General features: G+C 43.7%; 17 protein-coding genes. 12 read left to right on the forward strand and 5 right to left on the reverse strand.

Features of this window, described 5'->3' with window-relative positions; genetic code table 11:
• Nucleotides 1-428: 428 nt before the first annotated feature.
• The 3 genes from E0F88_RS30460 to E0F88_RS30470 are packed head-to-tail and all read right to left on the reverse strand — an operon-like array spanning nt 429 to nt 3,503.
• On the reverse strand, nt 429-1,697 hold the full coding sequence (locus E0F88_RS30460; RefSeq protein ID WP_131962118.1) for an MFS transporter: 1,269 nt from the start codon (nt 1,695-1,697) through the stop codon (nt 429-431).
• An 11-nt stretch (nt 1,698-1,708) separates the two neighbouring features.
• The gene (locus E0F88_RS30465) at nt 1,709-2,827 is read right to left on the reverse strand and encodes an MBL fold metallo-hydrolase (protein WP_131962119.1); all 1,119 of its coding nucleotides are present in this window, start codon (nt 2,825-2,827) and stop codon (nt 1,709-1,711) included.
• Nucleotides 2,828-2,837: 10 nt separating this feature from the next.
• Nucleotides 2,838-3,503, reverse strand: a complete 666-nt coding sequence (locus E0F88_RS30470) for an ArsR/SmtB family transcription factor (protein ID WP_131962120.1) — start codon at nt 3,501-3,503, stop codon at nt 2,838-2,840.
• Between the two features lie 147 nt (nt 3,504-3,650).
• Between E0F88_RS30470 and E0F88_RS30475 the strand changes: the two genes are divergently transcribed.
• Nucleotides 3,651-5,093 (forward strand): MBL fold metallo-hydrolase, encoded by a 1,443-nt coding sequence (locus E0F88_RS30475; protein ID WP_131962121.1) that lies wholly within the window; start codon nt 3,651-3,653, stop codon nt 5,091-5,093.
• A gap of 142 nt (nt 5,094-5,235) precedes the next feature.
• Here E0F88_RS30475 and E0F88_RS30480 read toward each other — a convergent pair whose 3' ends face one another.
• A complete protein-coding gene (locus tag E0F88_RS30480) occupies nt 5,236-5,946 on the reverse strand; it encodes an arsenate-mycothiol transferase ArsC (RefSeq protein WP_131962122.1) in 711 nt (236 codons plus the stop codon).
• A 119-nt stretch (nt 5,947-6,065) separates the two neighbouring features.
• On the opposite strand from E0F88_RS30480, the gene E0F88_RS30485 reads away from it, so the two are divergent.
• Genes E0F88_RS30485 through E0F88_RS30530 form a run of 10 tightly spaced genes read left to right on the forward strand, consistent with a single transcriptional unit; the run spans nt 6,066 to nt 12,374 of the window.
• Nucleotides 6,066-6,395: an ArsR/SmtB family transcription factor gene (locus tag E0F88_RS30485; RefSeq protein WP_131962123.1), complete on the forward strand. Its 330-nt coding sequence runs from the start codon at nt 6,066-6,068 to the stop codon at nt 6,393-6,395.
• A gap of 48 nt (nt 6,396-6,443) precedes the next feature.
• Nucleotides 6,444-7,022: a DUF6428 family protein gene (locus E0F88_RS30490; RefSeq protein WP_131962124.1), complete on the forward strand. Its 579-nt coding sequence runs from the start codon at nt 6,444-6,446 to the stop codon at nt 7,020-7,022.
• Nucleotides 7,023-7,040: 18 nt separating this feature from the next.
• Nucleotides 7,041-7,538, forward strand: coding sequence for a GNAT family N-acetyltransferase (locus E0F88_RS30495; RefSeq protein ID WP_131962125.1), 498 nt, complete (start codon nt 7,041-7,043; stop codon nt 7,536-7,538).
• Nucleotides 7,539-7,543: 5 nt separating this feature from the next.
• On the forward strand, nt 7,544-7,963 hold the full coding sequence (locus E0F88_RS30500) for an arsenate reductase ArsC (protein ID WP_131962126.1): 420 nt from the start codon (nt 7,544-7,546) through the stop codon (nt 7,961-7,963).
• A 2-nt stretch (nt 7,964-7,965) separates the two neighbouring features.
• A complete protein-coding gene (gene arsB, locus E0F88_RS30505; RefSeq protein ID WP_131962127.1) occupies nt 7,966-9,039 on the forward strand; it encodes an ACR3 family arsenite efflux transporter in 1,074 nt (357 codons plus the stop codon).
• A 7-nt stretch (nt 9,040-9,046) separates the two neighbouring features.
• Entirely contained in the window at nt 9,047-10,105 is a 1,059-nt protein-coding gene (locus tag E0F88_RS30510) for an ArsO family NAD(P)H-dependent flavin-containing monooxygenase (RefSeq protein WP_131962128.1), read from the forward strand.
• Nucleotides 10,102-10,878: a metallophosphoesterase family protein gene (locus tag E0F88_RS30515; RefSeq protein WP_131962129.1), complete on the forward strand. Its 777-nt coding sequence runs from the start codon at nt 10,102-10,104 to the stop codon at nt 10,876-10,878. Before E0F88_RS30510 ends, E0F88_RS30515 begins: the two co-directional genes overlap by 4 nt.
• A complete protein-coding gene (locus E0F88_RS30520) occupies nt 10,875-11,624 on the forward strand; it encodes a metallophosphoesterase family protein (RefSeq protein WP_131962130.1) in 750 nt (249 codons plus the stop codon). The genes E0F88_RS30515 and E0F88_RS30520 overlap by 4 nt, the downstream gene beginning before the upstream one ends.
• 11 nt (nt 11,625-11,635) lie before the next feature.
• The gene (gene gcvH, locus E0F88_RS30525; protein WP_131962131.1) at nt 11,636-12,013 is read left to right on the forward strand and encodes a glycine cleavage system protein GcvH; all 378 of its coding nucleotides are present in this window, start codon (nt 11,636-11,638) and stop codon (nt 12,011-12,013) included.
• A gap of 19 nt (nt 12,014-12,032) precedes the next feature.
• Nucleotides 12,033-12,374 (forward strand): hypothetical protein, encoded by a 342-nt coding sequence (locus E0F88_RS30530; RefSeq protein WP_131962132.1) that lies wholly within the window; start codon nt 12,033-12,035, stop codon nt 12,372-12,374.
• 290 nt (nt 12,375-12,664) lie between these two features.
• Here the strand turns inward: E0F88_RS30530 and E0F88_RS30535 are convergent, their stop codons facing one another.
• The gene (locus tag E0F88_RS30535) at nt 12,665-13,273 is read right to left on the reverse strand and encodes a recombinase family protein (protein ID WP_131962133.1); all 609 of its coding nucleotides are present in this window, start codon (nt 13,271-13,273) and stop codon (nt 12,665-12,667) included.
• A 200-nt stretch (nt 13,274-13,473) separates the two neighbouring features.
• Here E0F88_RS30535 and E0F88_RS30540 point away from each other — a divergent pair, with 200 nt between their 5' ends.
• A complete protein-coding gene (locus E0F88_RS30540; RefSeq protein WP_131962134.1) occupies nt 13,474-16,560 on the forward strand; it encodes a Tn3 family transposase in 3,087 nt (1,028 codons plus the stop codon).
• Nucleotides 16,561-16,605 lie beyond the last annotated feature (45 nt).

Here is a 16,605-nt window from a genome sequence, read left to right on the forward strand (position 1 = left end):
GGACAATTGCTTTAGATAGCTGTCGAGCGTATTGCGGGATATACCTAAAACCCGGGCAATAAAGCGGTTACTCTTCTTTGAGGCCCGCAGTTCAATGATGCGTTTGACTTGAAACATTTGGATTCGCTGGTTAGCCATGGTTCATCTGGCAGCGACCGCTATGTTTCAGGTCAATACCAGGACAAACTTCAGGAATTACAGCTACCAAATTATACCTCTCCAAAGTGGCTCAAGTTGCACTTCCGGGAGTGGCTCAGTTTGCACTTCCGGAGGTGGCTCAGTTTGCGCCTCTTTTCTCAAGTTGTGAATTTCAACGATATTTTGCAGTGTTTCTTTATGATTCTGTTGCCGTTTTTGGCTTGGTGATGGTATCGAACTTTTGACGGTTATTGCCACCGGATCGACATACTTGTAGTGGTGCTCTAACGTCATTTCTTAACCATCTTGTAGGTTTCCTGCAATCCTATCCAGGCAATGATGCCAGATAATAGGGTAAGAAGGCCTGCAACGTGAATCGCCCAGACCATTCCCAGCCAGGCTGCAACCAATCCTGCCATAAGCGCACCAATGGCATAACCCATGTCCCTCCAAAAGCGGTATACGCCAAGTGCCGAAGCGCGCCACAACGGAGGGGCAGCGTCGCTGACAGCAGCGAGCAAGGCCGGATAAACCATCGCTGTCCCCATACCTAGTAGCGCCGACCCGATAAGACCCGTCCATAAAGCAGGAAATACCTCCAGGCCAATAAACAGGTGGGCAACCGCTTGCAAAAACATACCCCAAACTATAAGTGGCTTTCTTCCAAGTCGATCTGCTAATGGACCCGTCACCAGCTGTCCAACGCCCCAAACAACCGGGTACACTGCTTTAATCCAGCCAATGCCTTCCAGGTTTACCCCAGCTGCGGTAAAAAGTAATGGAAATACACCCCACGACATACCATCGTTCAGGTTATTGATCAGTCCGGCTTGTGATACAGCGAACAGGTTTTTGTTTTTCCAGCTTGTCTGCTCAAACACCCAGGATAAAGTGGGTTGCCGTTGCGGCTCTATGAGCTTTAAAGGTGACCACTGGTCGGCTTCCAGTTTTGCAAAACCCTTTGTGTCTTTAATCGCGATTATTGAGAGCATTAACCCTGCCGATGTGAAAATGAAGCCCAGGTAGAACGGTTGTGGCCGTAACCCGTACTGTACTGCCAGGTAGCCCGTCAGTAGGGCTGTCAGACCTACCGCTCCGTAACCGGCCGCTTCGTTCAGGCCCATTGCAAAGCCGCGTTTACTGGGCCCTACCAGATCAATTTTCATGTTAACTGTCATCGACCATGCCAGGCCCTGGCTTATTCCAAGCAGGCAATTGGCCAAAATAATCCAGTTCCAGCTTGGCCCCCACGCTAGCAAAAAGGGGACCGGAATACCGATCACCCAACCCAGAATCAGTACATTTTTTCTTGTATAGCGGTCGGCGAGTACCCCAGAGATTAAATTGGTGAACGCTTTCACTACACCAAAGGCGATGATGAATGAAAACACAACCAAATCAGAGCCAATCCCGAATTCCTGGGTGCCGACTAGTGGAACCAAGGTACGTTCTAAGCCGACCATGCCACCTACGCAGGCATTAACAATAACTAATAAGATGAATTGCTGCCAATTCTGGCGAAGTCCCAGTGCTAATGGGACTGATGTATTGATCTGCATGAGTCCAGGGGTTAGCGGATTGCGCAACGGTTAGCCCCTGCTTCGACTTCGGCCGGATCAACCGAAGTAAAATCACCGCTACTATTGATTTCGCTGATCACTAAGTAATTAGGCGGTGTCGGAGGGATGCGGTCAAGAAGGTAATCGATAAAGTCGGTTTCTTCAAGAGACAGTAACGGAACACTTTGGCTCAATTCGCCAATGGTTGTCAAGAGTGGCTTTTGATCGAAAGCAACAGGCCGGGAGGTATGCCCTGGCATTACTTGTGTCAGAGCTGGCAGGGCAAGCAGTTTGTGGATGGAATGGTATAACCGCGATGCTTTCAGCATCAATTCACTTGCAGACGCTTTTAAATCAGGACGGCCAACACTGTCTATAAATAAGGTATCGCCGGTGAACAGATGCTCATTGTCGATATGGTAACACACGCTTTCCAGCGTATGCCCGGGTGTCGGGATTACCTGTAATGTAGTTGCCCCCAGCGTAAACGTGGTATGCTCATCTATGGCCTTGTATGGAAACTGGAATTTTTCGGACTCTGGAAGCAACAGTTGGGAATTGGTCTGCCTGGCCAGCCCTTGGGAACGGGACAAGTGGTCTGCATGCAGATGTGTATCGAGTACATAACGGATTTGCCACCCGTGCTTGATTGCCAAGCCTATGTACACGCGTTCATCCAATGATGCATCTATAACCAAGGCTTCCCCCTGAGAAGCCACCAGATAGGACAGGCACCCTTTACCTGTGCGGCGGATTTGCAGGATGGTCAAATCAGGATTGTTCGTTGGAATGTAAGCCGTGTTCCAGGCTGCGCTCCACGCTTGCATACCGCCTTCCAGCGAATATACGGTATAACCCTGCGCTTGAAGCTGCTCGGCTGCCCGCATGCTCATGATCCCGGCCCCGCAGACAGTCACAACGGGTTTATCAACAGGTAATTCAAGATTGGATAACGCGTGAATATCTCCGGCTTTTAGCTGCTCATACACATCGGCATGAATACTTTCAGGAATAGACCACTCCTGGCGCTGGTCCAACGAACGGACATCGACAACGCTAAGCGGTTTACCAATGTCCAGCCAGTTTCTAAGGGTAGCAACATCGACGGTGGGAATGGGCGACGGGTTCATAACAGAAAAGTTAAAGTGGTACAGAAATAGGTAGCTGCCTTCTTTTCCAGTCAGGAAATCCTTCATCCAGCCGGCTTGCTGTTATGCCGCGTTCTCGGAGCAGTTCAACGGCTTCGTCGGCAAATACACAAAATGGGCCCCGACAGTACACAATTACCTCCTGGCCAGCAGGGCAGTCCACGATCCGTTGCGCCAGCTGGTCGATGGGCACCGACAGCGCTTGCGGGATATGTCCTGCCTTATATTCCTTTTCAGGGCGCACGTCCAGGATCAAGACGTTATCCTGATCGATTTTTTGTAGCAACTCGTCAATCGAAATGGCCTGAAACGAGCTTTTTTCTTCCCGGAACTCGCGCAGCGTCCGATCAATTTCGGCCATGCGGTTAATGCCCAAATCGCGTAGTGACTGCCAAACGGCATATATATCCTCGTTTGCAAGACGATAATGGGCGTAATGACCTTCTTTCTGAAGGCTGACCATATTTGCACCTTTAAGTACTTGCAAATGCTGGGAGGCATTGGCAATGCTTAGTGTCAATTGTCCAGCGATTTCTTCCACTGTCCGGCTTCCTTGGGCCAGAAGCTCAATGATCTGCAACCTGTACGGGTTTGCCATTGCTTTTGTAAGGGTCGCAAGCTCGGAATAGATCCTGTCTTTAAATTCTTGTTTCTGCATAGCACTATAATTTGGTATGCAAAGATAAATAGCAAATTCAATTATTCAATAGATTTATTGAATAATTGAAAATCTTCATTAATTTTGTCGTGCCATCGTGGATATACCTGGTTTAACAATGTTTTATAAGACTTAATACTTGGACAAATGGAAAGACGAAATTTTGTTTTAAATCTTGCTGGGCTTGGTTTTTACTCGATAGCCGCCAACTTTAAAGTAGTGGGACAAACGCTTCAAAGCACAGATAATTATACTGTTGAGCAATTTGAAGACAAGGGGCTAGCCCATTACTCCTATGCAATAATGGCTGGAAAAAAGGTTATAGTTATTGATCCACAAAGGAACCCGCAGGTATATTATGATTTTGCTAAAAAGCATGATGCATCAATAGTTGGCATTATTGAAACACACCCCCATGCTGACTTTGTGAGTTCTCACCTGGAAATACACCGCAGCCTGAATGTTCCAATTTATGCCAGCAGCTTGACCAAATCCCAATATCCATTGACTGCTTTTGATGAAGGAGGGATTATCAAACTGACTGATAAGGTAGGGTTGAGATCCATGTATACGCCAGGACATGCACCGGATCACATTGCCGCTGTTTTGTACGAGGAAAAAAAGGATAAAATAGTTTTCAGCGGCGATTCATTGTTTCTTGGGGACGTGGGACGTCCCGATTTGCTGGACTATTCCAGAGAGAGTGAAAAACAAAGAAAAAACCTTGCTGAAATGATGTATGATACCGTCCATCAGAAGTTTGCCAAACTTGACGATGATGTCATTGTTTATCCTTCCCACGGGGCTGGTTCACTCTGCGGTAAATCGATCCGGAAGGCTGCCAGTTCAACGATTGGTTACGAGAAGCAAAACAATTACGCATTTGAAAAACGCACAAGAGCTGAATTTGTTACCGTGCTATTAAGTGACCAGCCTTTCATCCCCAAGTATTTTTCCCACGACGTACGTTTAAATAACCAGGGCGCACCGGCATTTAAGCCCAGCTTGGCCAACATCAAAAGTTTCCCTAAAAATGTTCAGCCTGAAAACGGAGCGTTACTTATTGATACCCGCCCTTCCCAACTTTTTCAGGCATCTTATATAAAGGGGGCAGTGAACATCCCAGCAACTGGTCCGATGGAGACCTGGCTAGGTAGCCTGATAGCTCCCCAATCCAAGTTTTATGTGATCGCTGCCGATGACAAGAGTTTACAGACTGCCCTAAGTAAAGCAGCTTCCATTGGCTATGAGGGTAATATACTTGGTACAATTTTGTATGATGCATCCAGCGGAAACCAATTGGCCTCCTTTGATCAGAATACCTTTGTTGCCGATGATAATAAATACACCTATCTGGATGTAAGGACTGAAAAGGAAGCAAAAAATCAGCCTGTTTTCAAGAATAGTATAAATATTCCCTTGCAGGACCTGGACAAAAGGATGTCAGAGATACCGACGTCAAAACCCATCCTGATTCATTGCGGCTCGGGGTACCGTTCGGCAACTGCTGCGAGCCTGCTGAAAAAAGAACTGCCATCTGCCGAAATATATGATATGGGCGTAGCAGTTACAAAGTTTGGGGTAAACTAAAGAAAGGGAGAAAAACCGTCACGACTTTTGCGTAGGTTTTTTCTCCCGGCATAATTCGGTACACTCAATTCTAAGCGGCTGATCTCTGTACGTTAATCAAGAGAATCTGGCTGTCCGAAATGCTACATGGCGATCATATACACTATTGAACCTTTACCTTTACTTTCGAAAAAACATATAACGTTTCCGTTGCAATTTGCCTGCAGCGTTCATCGTATTTAGCGGTTTCCTGTGCTTTTCCATCAAATTCCTTTGGGTCGTCGTAGGGAACAGCCACCCGCGAAGAAGCTCCTTTAACGACAGGGCAAGCCTTGTCTGCCTGAGAGCAGGTCATGATTGCGCAAAAATCATTTTGAGGGTTGCTAGGATCATCATATTTTTTTGAAAATGCCTTTAATGATTCTGCATCTGCCGCGTATCTCACTTCATAAAGAGGATTTTTGTCTTCGGATGTTTTGGTGATTTCAAATCCAGCCCGGGTGCATGCAGCAACAGCTCTTTCGTTGAAGGCACTGGACTCAGTTCCCCCCGAGAATGTTTTAACCTTTGGAATATCATAGTAAGCAGCAGCTGTCGCAGCCCAAATCTGACCGAAATGGCTACGTCGGGAATTATGTGTACAAATATATGCGAGTTGCACCGGCTCAGCTGAATTAACTTTATTCTGTATAAAAAGGGCAATTTTGTCTAACTCTTCTTTTCTGTCCTTAGGAATTCTTGAAAAATCCGATTTGACTTTGTTTATATAAGTTAACAGGGTTGGATTGATAGCTACCTTTTTACTTGGCTCATCAGCGAGAATACTGGCACACGGTAACAACAACAAACACACAACCAGATTTAAGAGCTTCATATTGATTTTAATTTAAACTTAAAAATGCATCGATTCAATCGTAAATATACGATGAGAATTTTCATAAAAAATATTTATCGTATTATTGCAATGAATAAAATAGTTTATATCTTTGGCACATGGGAGTTACAAAGACACAAGTATTCACGGACAAACAAAACCGTATTGCAGATCTGGCCAAGGCGCTGGCACATCCGGCACGGGTTGCTATTATTCAGCATCTTTTAAAAGAGAAATCATGCGTTTGCGGTGATCTGGTAGAAGTGTTGCCACTTGCACAGGCAACGGTTTCACAGCATTTGAAAGAATTGAAACAGATTGGTATCCTGCATGGAGAAATCAATCCGCCCCGTGTTTGCTATTGCATCAATGAAACAGTATGGCAGGAAGCAAAAGCTATATTTGGAGAAATCTTTGAATCAGATGTTGAAGTAGCTTGCTGCAATTAAGTATGTGGACAAATAATTTATTTATTTTTATTTAATCGTAACATAGCAATGAACAACTTAAATCCAATGAACTGGCAAGCCTTTAAAAAGACACTTTTGGAAAATCCGGATAAAATCCTCCAATTCCAATTTGCAGAAGGTGAGTATGTAGATGCATCATATCATATTACCGAGATCAAACAGGCCCCGATTGTATCTGTCGATTGTGGTGGGGTGATGAACAGCTGGACGGAAATCATTGTGCAGCTTTGGGAGCCGTCTGTAGCAGAGACTGAACGTGCCATGAAAGTAAGCAAAGCGCTTTCCATCATCAACCTGGTAGAAAAATCGCTTCCACTTAATCCGCTAGGCGTGGTCAAAATAGAATTTGGTAATTCAAAGTTTGATACCCGCCAGATGTACCCTTCTGAATTTATAGCTGAAGGTGATTCCTTTACTGTTAACCTGGCCGCTGATTTTACCCAGTGCAAGGCAATAACCAGGGGACAAAGCTGTGGCACGACACCATCCGGTGAAGAATGCTGCACACCTTCAAGCGCGACAGTAGCTAACGTGAAACAAGTTCAGGTACTTGAAATGGCTGGTGCCGAAAATCAAAGTTGTACGCCGGGCGGGGGATGCTGTTAATGATTTTAATCCATTAATATGATCACAATTCGAAATTTAGAACCAGGTGATTGGCCAGCCGTACGTGAGATTTATGAACAAGGTATAGCTACCGGCGATGCCACCCTTGAAACCAGTGCGCCCGAGTGGCCGGTCTGGGACCAGTCCCATGTAGCCCAGCACCGTTTTGTCGCACTTTCAGAAAGCGGTGAAATTGCAGGCTGGGCAGCGTTGACACCGGTGTCCGGAAGATGTGTCTACGCCGGAGTAGCCGAAGTGAGCGTTTATGTCGGTAGCCGCTTCCGGGGACAAAAAATAGGTGATACACTTTTAAAGCACCTGATCCTGGAAAGTGAAAAAGGGGCCTACTGGACACTTCAGGCCGGTATATTTGCCGAAAATGTCCCAAGTATCAAACTGCACGAGAAAAATGGTTTCCGTCTGATCGGATATCGTGAAAATATTGGAAAGATGAAGGGGATCTGGCAGAGCGTCAACCTTTTGGAAAGAAGAAGCAAAGTAACAGGAATAGATTAAGCAAAATGAAAAAAGTATTAGTGCTTTGCACCGGTAACAGCTGCCGGAGCCAGATAGCCGAAGGCTACCTCAGAAAATTTGCAGGTGAGAAAGCCACCGTATATAGTGCAGGGGTTGAGACCCATGGAGTGAACCCCAAAGCTATTTCCATCATGGCAGAAGACGGAATTGATATCTCTGGACATACTTCTAACAACATTGATGGATACCAAGACATTGACTTTGATTTTGTGATCACGGTCTGTGATAATGCAAAAGAACGGTGTCCATATTTCCCGACTAATGCGAAAAAATTCCATCATAACTTTCCGGATCCTGGAAAAGCAACCGGAAGTGAAGAGCAAATAACGGAGCAGTTTCGTACTGTACGCGAAATGGTCAAAACATACTCAGAAAATTTTGTCAATGAGAACCTTCAAAAATAATTATGTCTGCTACTAATTGTGCCCCGGCCGCTAACCGTAAAAAGCTGGGCTTCCTGGACCGTTACTTAACGTTATGGATTTTTCTGGCCATGGCCATTGGCGTAGGCCTTGGCAATTTTGTTCCCTCATTGCCGGATTACATCAACAATTTTTCAAGTGGTACAACCAATATTCCGCTTGCTATTGGCCTGATCCTGATGATGTACCCGCCACTGGCCAAGGTGAAATACAACAAAATGGGTGAAGTATTCAGAAATACCAAAGTAATGACAGCTTCGCTGGTACTGAACTGGATTATCGGGCCGGTACTTATGTTTATACTCGCCATTATCTTTCTTCCGAATCATCCGGATTATATGATCGGGTTAATTCTGATCGGTCTGGCGCGGTGTATTGCCATGGTTTTGGTCTGGAACGAGCTGGCAGAAGGAAGCCGGGAATATGCTGCCGGGCTGGTAGCATTAAACAGTGTGTTTCAGGTACTGCTTTACAGCTTTTATGCTTATTTCTTTATTACGGTTTTACCCCCATTGGTGGGATTAAAAGGACTGAATGTAAATATTACGATCGCTGAAATTGCTAAAAGTGTAGGTATTTACCTGGGTATTCCTTTTGCTGCCGGAATGATCAGCCGTTTTGGGCTGACTGCTTTGAAAGGGGAAGACTGGTATGAGAAAAAATTTATCCCTATGATATCACCTGTTACTTTGGTTGCGCTTTTAGCTACGATCATGCTCATGTTCAGCTTGAAAGGCGAGCTTATTGTTCAGCTTCCTGGGGATGTGCTTTTAATTGCTATTCCACTGGTCATTTACTTTGCGATCATGTTTTTGGTCAGCTTCTTTATGGCAAAATCCCTGGGTGCGGATTACTCACAAAATGCTTCCATTGCCTTCACGGCGGCAGGTAACAATTTTGAACTTGCTATTGCAGTAGCTATAGGAGTATTCGGGATTAACTCCGGTCAGGCATTTGTTGGTGTAATCGGTCCGCTAGTAGAAGTACCGGCTTTGATTGCCCTGGTGAATGTGGCTTTCTGGCTGCGGGATAAATATTACAAAACTGAAATTGTCTGAGCCCTGCATGGAGTTATATGACCTGATTATTATTGGTGGCGGGCAGAGTGCTCTGGCTTGCGGGTACTTTCTTCGCCGGGCGAATCTGAAATACATTATTTTGGATGACCAGATGCAAGGCGGTGGAGCGTGGCAGCACGTCTGGGATACTTTGACTTTATTTTCACCGGCACAGCATAGCTCGTTGCCAGGATGGATGATGCCAAAATCAGAACATGAATTTCCTTCTAAGAAGGAAGTACTGGACTATTTGGACGCTTATCAAAAACGCTATGATTTAAATATACAGCATGGCATAAAAGTGCAGGATGTTCAAAAAGAAGGTAAGATTTTCACTGTTTTTTCGGATCAGGGGAAGTATCATAGTAAAACGGTGATATCGGCCACCGGTACTTTTCAAAAGCCATTTGTACCAAATGTGCCAGGTAAAGATCAGTTTAAGGGTCAGCAGCAGCATTCTTCACAGTATGTAAATGCAGATCCTTTTATCAATAAAAAAGTACTGATTGTAGGTGCCGGTAATTCCGGAGCACAGATACTGGCGGAAGTCTCAAAAGTAGCAAACACTGTTTGGGCAGCGGAAAAGGAGCCGGAATTTTTGCCCGATGATGTAGACGGCAGGGTACTTTTTGATGTGGCTTCTGCCAAATACCACGCGATGAAGGAAGGCAAAGAATTCAATGCAGCTCAGTACAATGTAGGTAATATCGTGATGGTCCCGGCAGTAAAAGAGGCACGCTCACGTGGTGTGCTGAAAACACGGCCTACTTTTAAAACCATGTACGGGAATGGTGTTACATGGCCGCACGGCAGCCATGAAGCCTTTGATGTCGTGATTTGGTGCACGGGCTTTGGCTTTGCAACTGATCATCTTACAAATCTTGGAATTTTAAAAGAAAAAGGGAAAGCAGACTGTGAAGGCACAAGATCGAAGGAAGTAACCGGCTTATGGATGGTAGGCTACGGGAGTTTTACCGGATACGCTTCTGCTACGCTGATAGGTGTAGGCCGGTCTGCCCGGCAGACAGTTTCTGAAATTATTGAATACTTAAATTTACAACCATGAAAATTGCCCTTTTTTCAGATATCCATGCGAACCTGCCTGCCTTAGAGGCGTTTTTTAAAGACGTTGAAACACGTGATACAGATGCCATTTATTGCCTGGGTGATCTGGTAGGCTATAATATTTGGCCCAATGAAGTAGTTGATGAAATCAGAAAACGGGGTATCCCCACCATAGCCGGTAATTATGACTTCGGCATTGGAAGGAGCAGCGACGATTGTGGATGTGCCTACAAAACCGATGATGAAAAAGAGAATGGAAAAGTATCTATTGCTTATACAAATCAGATTGTAAAGGATGAGCAAAGGGCATACCTGCGTACTTTGCCAGCTCATATCCGGCTGGAATTTCAATTGAATGAAAAGCTTTTGCAAGTGCTTTTGGTTCACGGCAGCCCGCGCCGGATCAATGAGTATTTGTTTGAAGACCGGCAGGAGCAAAGCATGATCCGGATCATGGAGCAGGCAAATGCAGATGTGATGCTCTTTGGCCATACACACAAACCGTATCATAGAATTTTGGATTCAGTTCAGACAGACGGCAGTGATCATTTCCGTCATGCGATCAATATCGGATCTGTTGGCAAACCCAAGGATGGCGATTCTAGGGGTGGTTATGTAATCCTGAATATTGGGCAGGATGCATCCATATCAAATAAGGACAGCATTGCGGTAGAATTTATACGTTTTGATTATGATGTTGAAAAAGCAGCCAAAGCCGTAGAAGACAGTATTCTTCCTGATGCTTACGCAGAATCCTTACGAACCGGCAAATGAGAATAGCATTACTATCTGATATCCATGCCAATCTTCCTGCTTTTGAAGCAGTCCTTGAAGATCTGGAAAAACAAAAACCGGATGCGGTTTACTGCCTGGGTGATCTGGTCGGCTATAACGTCTGGCCAAACCAGATAATTGGTTTGATCCGCAAACATGGAATTGCCACCATTGCAGGAAACCATGATCTGAAAGTCTCTAAAATACTTCCATCAGAAGGTGAATGCAGCAAAGAGCAAAGCAGTGATTATGCTTATAAGCTTGTTGGCTCTAAGGAGCGGGAATATCTTTTGACACTTCCCAGGCATTTGAAACTTGAATTTCAGCTCAATGACGATCATTTAAATATGCTTTTGGTACACGGCAGTCCCCGAAGTATCAATGAATATCTTTTAAAAGAACTTCCGGAGCAGTATATATTGGAAATACTCAAAGAGTTCAAAGCCGATATCCTATGCTTTGGCCATTCGCATAAGCCTTATCACCGCATCGTCAATTCTGGGGAGAATGGTATGGATCATTACCATCACCTGATCAATACCGGCTCAGTCGGAAAGCCAAAAGACGGCGATGCAAGGGCTTGTTATGTCATGCTTACCATTGATCCGCAAGCAACTGTAACAAGTCCTAGCGGTATTCAGGTTGAATTTATCCGGGTGAATTATGATGTTGAAAAAGCAGCAAAGGCGATCGAGAATAGCTTGCTGCCTGATGCATTTGCAGATAATCTTAGAAAAGCTTACTAAACAATTGGGTTATGGATTTTCCAAAAGAATTACGTTATTCCACTGACCACGAGTGGGTAAGTATTAAAGATGATATTGCTACAATCGGGATTACCGAATTTGCTCAAAGTGAACTGGGTGACATCGTATTTTTAGAATTACCTGACAGTGGACAGGCTTTTAAAACGGGTGAAGTTTTTGGAAATGTGGAAGCGGTTAAGACTGTATCGGATCTATTTATGCCCTTGTCCGGCCAGGTAATCCAGATCAATCCTTCACTGGCTTCTGAGCCTGAGCTTTTAAACGAAGATCCCTATGGTGAAGGATGGATTATGCAGATCAAAGGGTTTTCTGTCAGTGAATTTGAAGCACTTCTTTCCGCTGATCAGTATCAAAGCCAGGTCGGATAACCAGTTGATTTTATATGTTATGAAAATATTACTCTTCTCTGTCATTATGCTTTTCCAAAGTGTTTGGACCCGATCAGTATCAACTATAAAGGAAGATTCTTCGTATCAAATCAGCAAGCAATTGTCATCCGTGCTTTCCTATCCTATAAGTCTTTACAGGGACAAAGACAGGGTTGTTGTCATACAATTTTATCTTAATGAAGGCAATACAATAGCGAGAGTAAAAGTGCTGTGTGAAAATGAAGATCTTCGCTTTGACCTGATCCGGCAGCTAACAGGCAGGAAATTAAACCTTAGTGCAAAATATTCTTTTCAAGAATATACCGTTAGGCTGCATTTTCCCAAAGATCAGAATCTTTAAATTTCTGTAATTAAAATCTTTGACATTACGCCAAGTAACTAGATATAGTTGCTTGGCGTATCCTTTCATCGTCCGCGACTGCGGCCTATTTGTAACGAAACCTCATTTGATGATTTTTTTGTAATCCTGGAATTGGATATCGTTTTCGGATAGAATTTTATAGACGGTAGCGGTCGAAGGAATTTTGAACGCTTTCATAATATCCCGGATACTACGTTCTTACTTGTAAGCACTAAGAGGTTCTCATTACAACCGTGCGAAAATTTACGGTTTCTAACTAATATCTTAGTTTATTTAGGAGTGGTTTTGATTTTTTTGTAATCCTGGAATTGGATATCGTTTTCAGATAGAATTTTATAGACCGTTGCGGTGGAAGGAATTTTGAACGCTTTCATAATATCCCGGATACTACGTTCTTGCTTGTAAGCACCAATAACCATGGGAGCAATTTCCTTGTAATGGGGCGACAGCCCTTTTGGCCGGCCACCATTGCGGCCTCTTGCACGGGCTGCTTCTTGTCCCGCCCTGGTTCTACGGATCAACCGCTTTCTTTCATGTTCAGCCAAAAGAGCAAACAGCTTGAAAACAAACTCTCCCGTTTCGGTAGTGGTATCAATCAGCGATTGCGACAGACTTTTGAATAAAATCCCCTTATGGTTTAATTCATCGACAAACATGATCAGCTCCAGGGTTGTTCTACCTAGCCTGTCAATATCCCAGACGACCAATTCATCCCCTTTTCTAAGTATATCTTTTACACGCTCAAACTCCGGACGGATTTTTGAGGTCCCGGATACCTTCTCCTGGTAAATTTTATCACAACCATAGTTATTAAGCGCGTCCAATTGCAACTGCTGGTTCTGCTCCTCCTTGGAAACCCTAACATATCCGATCCTCATAAAATGTTTTTAATTTCATAAAACCTGACACTAATTACGTAAAATAAAATTAGATTTCACAAACGGGAATATGAAATACTTGACAGATGTTAAAACGGGAAAAACTGACTGGTTTGAAGCAATACTTAAGATTTTATAAAACCCTTCATTTTTCTGTAACAGTTCGATGACATTGCAATAACTCCAAAACTCAATTTCATATGCCCAGAAAAGAATATCTGACTTCGGAAGAACGGACAAGGTTTGACAACCCTCCAATCCTGAATGCTGATCAAAGGCCGATTTTCCTGGAGGTCCCACAATGGGCTGCTGAATATGTCAAGACTTTGCAGACACCTTCCAATAAAGTTGGCTTTCTTTTGCAGGTTGGATACTTCCGGATTGTCAGCCGGTTTTTTGGATCGAACCGTTTTCATCAAAGTGATGTGGATTATGTAGCAGAAAGAATTTCGGTTGATGTCAACGCAGTGCAGATGACTAGTTACGAAGGACGGACTTCGCTCAGGCACCGGGAGGACATTCTTTTATATTTTGGTTTTGCCGCCTTTGAAAAATCTTCAATTGAAGCGTTGACCGAAGAAACACAGAGACTGGCCCATGTACAGACCAGGCCATACCTGATATTTGAAGGTATGGTTGGCTTTCTTCAGGCACACCATATTGAAATCCCTACCTACCAAAGCCTGAAAACAATTTTGGATAAAGCCCTTGCCAGTTTCGAGCAGAATCTAGAGTCGATTTTAAGTAAATATTTAACAGCGGCTGATGTTTTACTTTTAGACCAGCTTCTAGTCGAACACAGTTCTTACCAGGAAGATAGCAGACGACATTTAAAGGTGAAACGTTATGAGATTACCTTTTTTAAACGGGTCTCTCAATCCATGGAGACAAAACAGATCCATGAGCGGGTGACCAACTTTCGAAGTTTAAAGACCATGTATTTGCAGCTGTTACCGGTTGCAAAGCGCTTAAAGCTTTCAGATCCAACAATTCAATTTTATGCCGAATATGTTATCAATAACCAGGTACCGCAGATAGCTACACGCAGCACCAACCGTTATCTGCTTTTGATATCCTTTATCATCCACCAATACTATATGCTGGGGGATGCACTTATCCTGACCTTGAATAGCGCGGTCACTAATTATGTCAATGGATGTGAGAACTTAGTAAAACAAGAGCTTTATCAAAACAGGATGCAGACTGCGCAGCTGGTCAGCAGTGTTGCCAATCGAAGTAATACCCACATTGATGTTTTGGGAACCATTGAAAAAATCATTGCTGATACTACAATGGAACCTTTGGCCAAAGTGACCTTGATTGAACAGCTTTTTAAAAACAAACGGTTATCTCAAAAGCTCTTACAAGAAGACCAAAAACGCCTTAAAGATTTAAAGGAAACCAATCAAAAGATAAATGACCGGGAAGATTTTTATCAGATGCTGGAAAAAAATGCATCAAAGCTAAATGGTAAGGTTAGCGATATTGTAAAAGTACTGATCCCAAGTGCTTCTTCCTCCGGGAAGGACATCCTTGCAGCGGTCCGGTACTACCAGGAAAAGAATGGTGCTATTCTTACGCGGGCGTCGGTACCAACTAATTTCTTAGGAATGGAGCAGCAGCAGCGGGTGTTGACCTCGGAAGGCAAATTACGGACAGGTTTATATAAAGTTTTCCTGTTTCAGGAAATCCGGGATAATATCAAGTCAGGGGCACTCCCGATTGATTCATCCTATGATTACCGCAGTTTTGACGAGTATGAGATACCACCGGCGCTTTGGAACAAAGAAAAGGAAAAGCTGATTGAACAAGCCGGTTTAACAGCTTTTGCCGATTCTCGGAAAACCCTGCTGAAATTAAATGAAAGGTTAAATGCCCAGATTAAATTAACCAATGAGCATATAGAAGCAGGCAGTAACAAACAGGTGTACTTCGACCCCACCGGTGACTGGCACCTAATGAAAGATAAACGTTTAGAAGAAATCACAGATTTGGAATCGCTATATCCCCAGGAATATGTCATTCCACTAATTGAAGTTCTCTCAACCGTCCAAAATGCAACCGGCTTTATTTCCTCGTTTATTCATGGTGGAATTGATCATATCCCCAAACGCCCGGAAGAGAATTTGTTCTTTGCAGCCATTCTTGGGTTTGGGTGCAATATTGGTATCCGTAAATTCTCGTTCATGTCCAAAGGCATCCGGACCAGTTCACTGGAAACAACTGCACTCCAATATTTTTCACCAGAGACTGTAATACAGGCAAATGATAAGGTGCTTGCGTTTAGCAATGCCTTACCACTTACCCAGCATTATAGAAAAGGGGCTGACTTTGTTCATACTTCCAGTGATGGCCAAAAGTTCGATGTTTCCGTGGCATCTCTGGTCGCTTCTCCTTCTTTTAAGTACTTTGGAAATGGAAGGGGCGTTACCATGTATTCCTTTCTGGATGAAGCTGGGCAGTTATTTTATTCGACAGTATTCAGCGCAGCAGAACCCGAATCACACTACGTTTTGGATGGCCTTACCCACAATGAAGTGATTATTTCCAATGCGCATTCAACAGACACACATGGTTTTAGTGAACCTGTATTTGCCGTAACCGGCCTTTTGGGAATTGAATTCCGTCCCAGGTTTGCAAGGTTTCATCATCAGCAGCTTTATTCCATTGACGAAGCGCGGACTTATCGTGAGTTGAATTATAAGATTGTTCCTGGTCTCAAAATCAATTTGGTCCATCTCGAAAATCATTGGGACGAAATTTTAAGACTTGTTTGCACGATTAAGTTGGGTTATGCCAAAGCATCAACTTTGTTTAGGCGTCTTAATTCATATTCGAAACAACACCCGCTTTACAAGGCGCTTAAAGATTTGGGAAGGCTCTACAAAACCGCATACGTCTACCAATATATGGATGATGAGTTAATCCGTAAGTCAGTGTCAGGATCGCTTTCTAAAATCGAAAGCAGCAATAACTTTTCCAAGGCTATCACCGTAGGCAATAACCAGGAATTAATCTGGGCCACCAGGAAAGAACAATTAACAGCAGAAGGTTGTAAAAGGCTGATAGCAAATGCAGTGAACACTTATAATCTGTTGTTGTTATCCGAAAAATTGGTAGCAGCTGAGTCCGAAGAGAACAGGAAAATCCTTTTGAAAAAAATTCTTGCAACTTCTACCCACAGTTGGGCACATATTAACCTGGTGGGAGAATATGACTTCTCAGATGGTAAGGACTACAAAATGTTTGATTTGGGCTCTATTATGGATCTAAACCTAACGCCTTAGAATTTAATATTCCGGACTTGTAATAAATAAAAATCCTACACGAAA

This window comes from Dyadobacter psychrotolerans, assembly GCF_004349265.1.
Lineage (GTDB): Bacteria > Bacteroidota > Bacteroidia > Cytophagales > Spirosomataceae > Dyadobacter > Dyadobacter psychrotolerans.

Bases quoted from the DNA above. Each gene is read 5' to 3' on its own strand.
- E0F88_RS30460 (WP_131962118.1), bottom strand. From the start codon at position 1,697: ATGCAGATCAATACATCAGTCCCATTAGCACTGGGACTTCGCCAGAAT.
- E0F88_RS30465 (WP_131962119.1), bottom strand. From the start codon at position 2,827: ATGAACCCGTCGCCCATTCCCACCGTCGATGTTGCTACCCTTAGAAAC.
- E0F88_RS30470 (WP_131962120.1), bottom strand. From the start codon at position 3,503: ATGCAGAAACAAGAATTTAAAGACAGGATCTATTCCGAGCTTGCGACC.
- E0F88_RS30475 (WP_131962121.1), top strand. From the start codon at position 3,651: ATGGAAAGACGAAATTTTGTTTTAAATCTTGCTGGGCTTGGTTTTTAC.
- E0F88_RS30480 (WP_131962122.1), bottom strand. From the start codon at position 5,946: ATGAAGCTCTTAAATCTGGTTGTGTGTTTGTTGTTGTTACCGTGTGCC.
- E0F88_RS30485 (WP_131962123.1), top strand. From the start codon at position 6,066: ATGGGAGTTACAAAGACACAAGTATTCACGGACAAACAAAACCGTATT.
- E0F88_RS30490 (WP_131962124.1), top strand. From the start codon at position 6,444: ATGAACAACTTAAATCCAATGAACTGGCAAGCCTTTAAAAAGACACTT.
- E0F88_RS30495 (WP_131962125.1), top strand. From the start codon at position 7,041: ATGATCACAATTCGAAATTTAGAACCAGGTGATTGGCCAGCCGTACGT.
- E0F88_RS30500 (WP_131962126.1), top strand. From the start codon at position 7,544: ATGAAAAAAGTATTAGTGCTTTGCACCGGTAACAGCTGCCGGAGCCAG.
- arsB (WP_131962127.1), top strand. From the start codon at position 7,966: ATGTCTGCTACTAATTGTGCCCCGGCCGCTAACCGTAAAAAGCTGGGC.
- E0F88_RS30510 (WP_131962128.1), top strand. From the start codon at position 9,047: ATGGAGTTATATGACCTGATTATTATTGGTGGCGGGCAGAGTGCTCTG.
- E0F88_RS30515 (WP_131962129.1), top strand. From the start codon at position 10,102: ATGAAAATTGCCCTTTTTTCAGATATCCATGCGAACCTGCCTGCCTTA.
- E0F88_RS30520 (WP_131962130.1), top strand. From the start codon at position 10,875: ATGAGAATAGCATTACTATCTGATATCCATGCCAATCTTCCTGCTTTT.
- gcvH (WP_131962131.1), top strand. From the start codon at position 11,636: ATGGATTTTCCAAAAGAATTACGTTATTCCACTGACCACGAGTGGGTA.
- E0F88_RS30530 (WP_131962132.1), top strand. From the start codon at position 12,033: ATGAAAATATTACTCTTCTCTGTCATTATGCTTTTCCAAAGTGTTTGG.
- E0F88_RS30535 (WP_131962133.1), bottom strand. From the start codon at position 13,273: ATGAGGATCGGATATGTTAGGGTTTCCAAGGAGGAGCAGAACCAGCAG.
- E0F88_RS30540 (WP_131962134.1), top strand. From the start codon at position 13,474: ATGCCCAGAAAAGAATATCTGACTTCGGAAGAACGGACAAGGTTTGAC.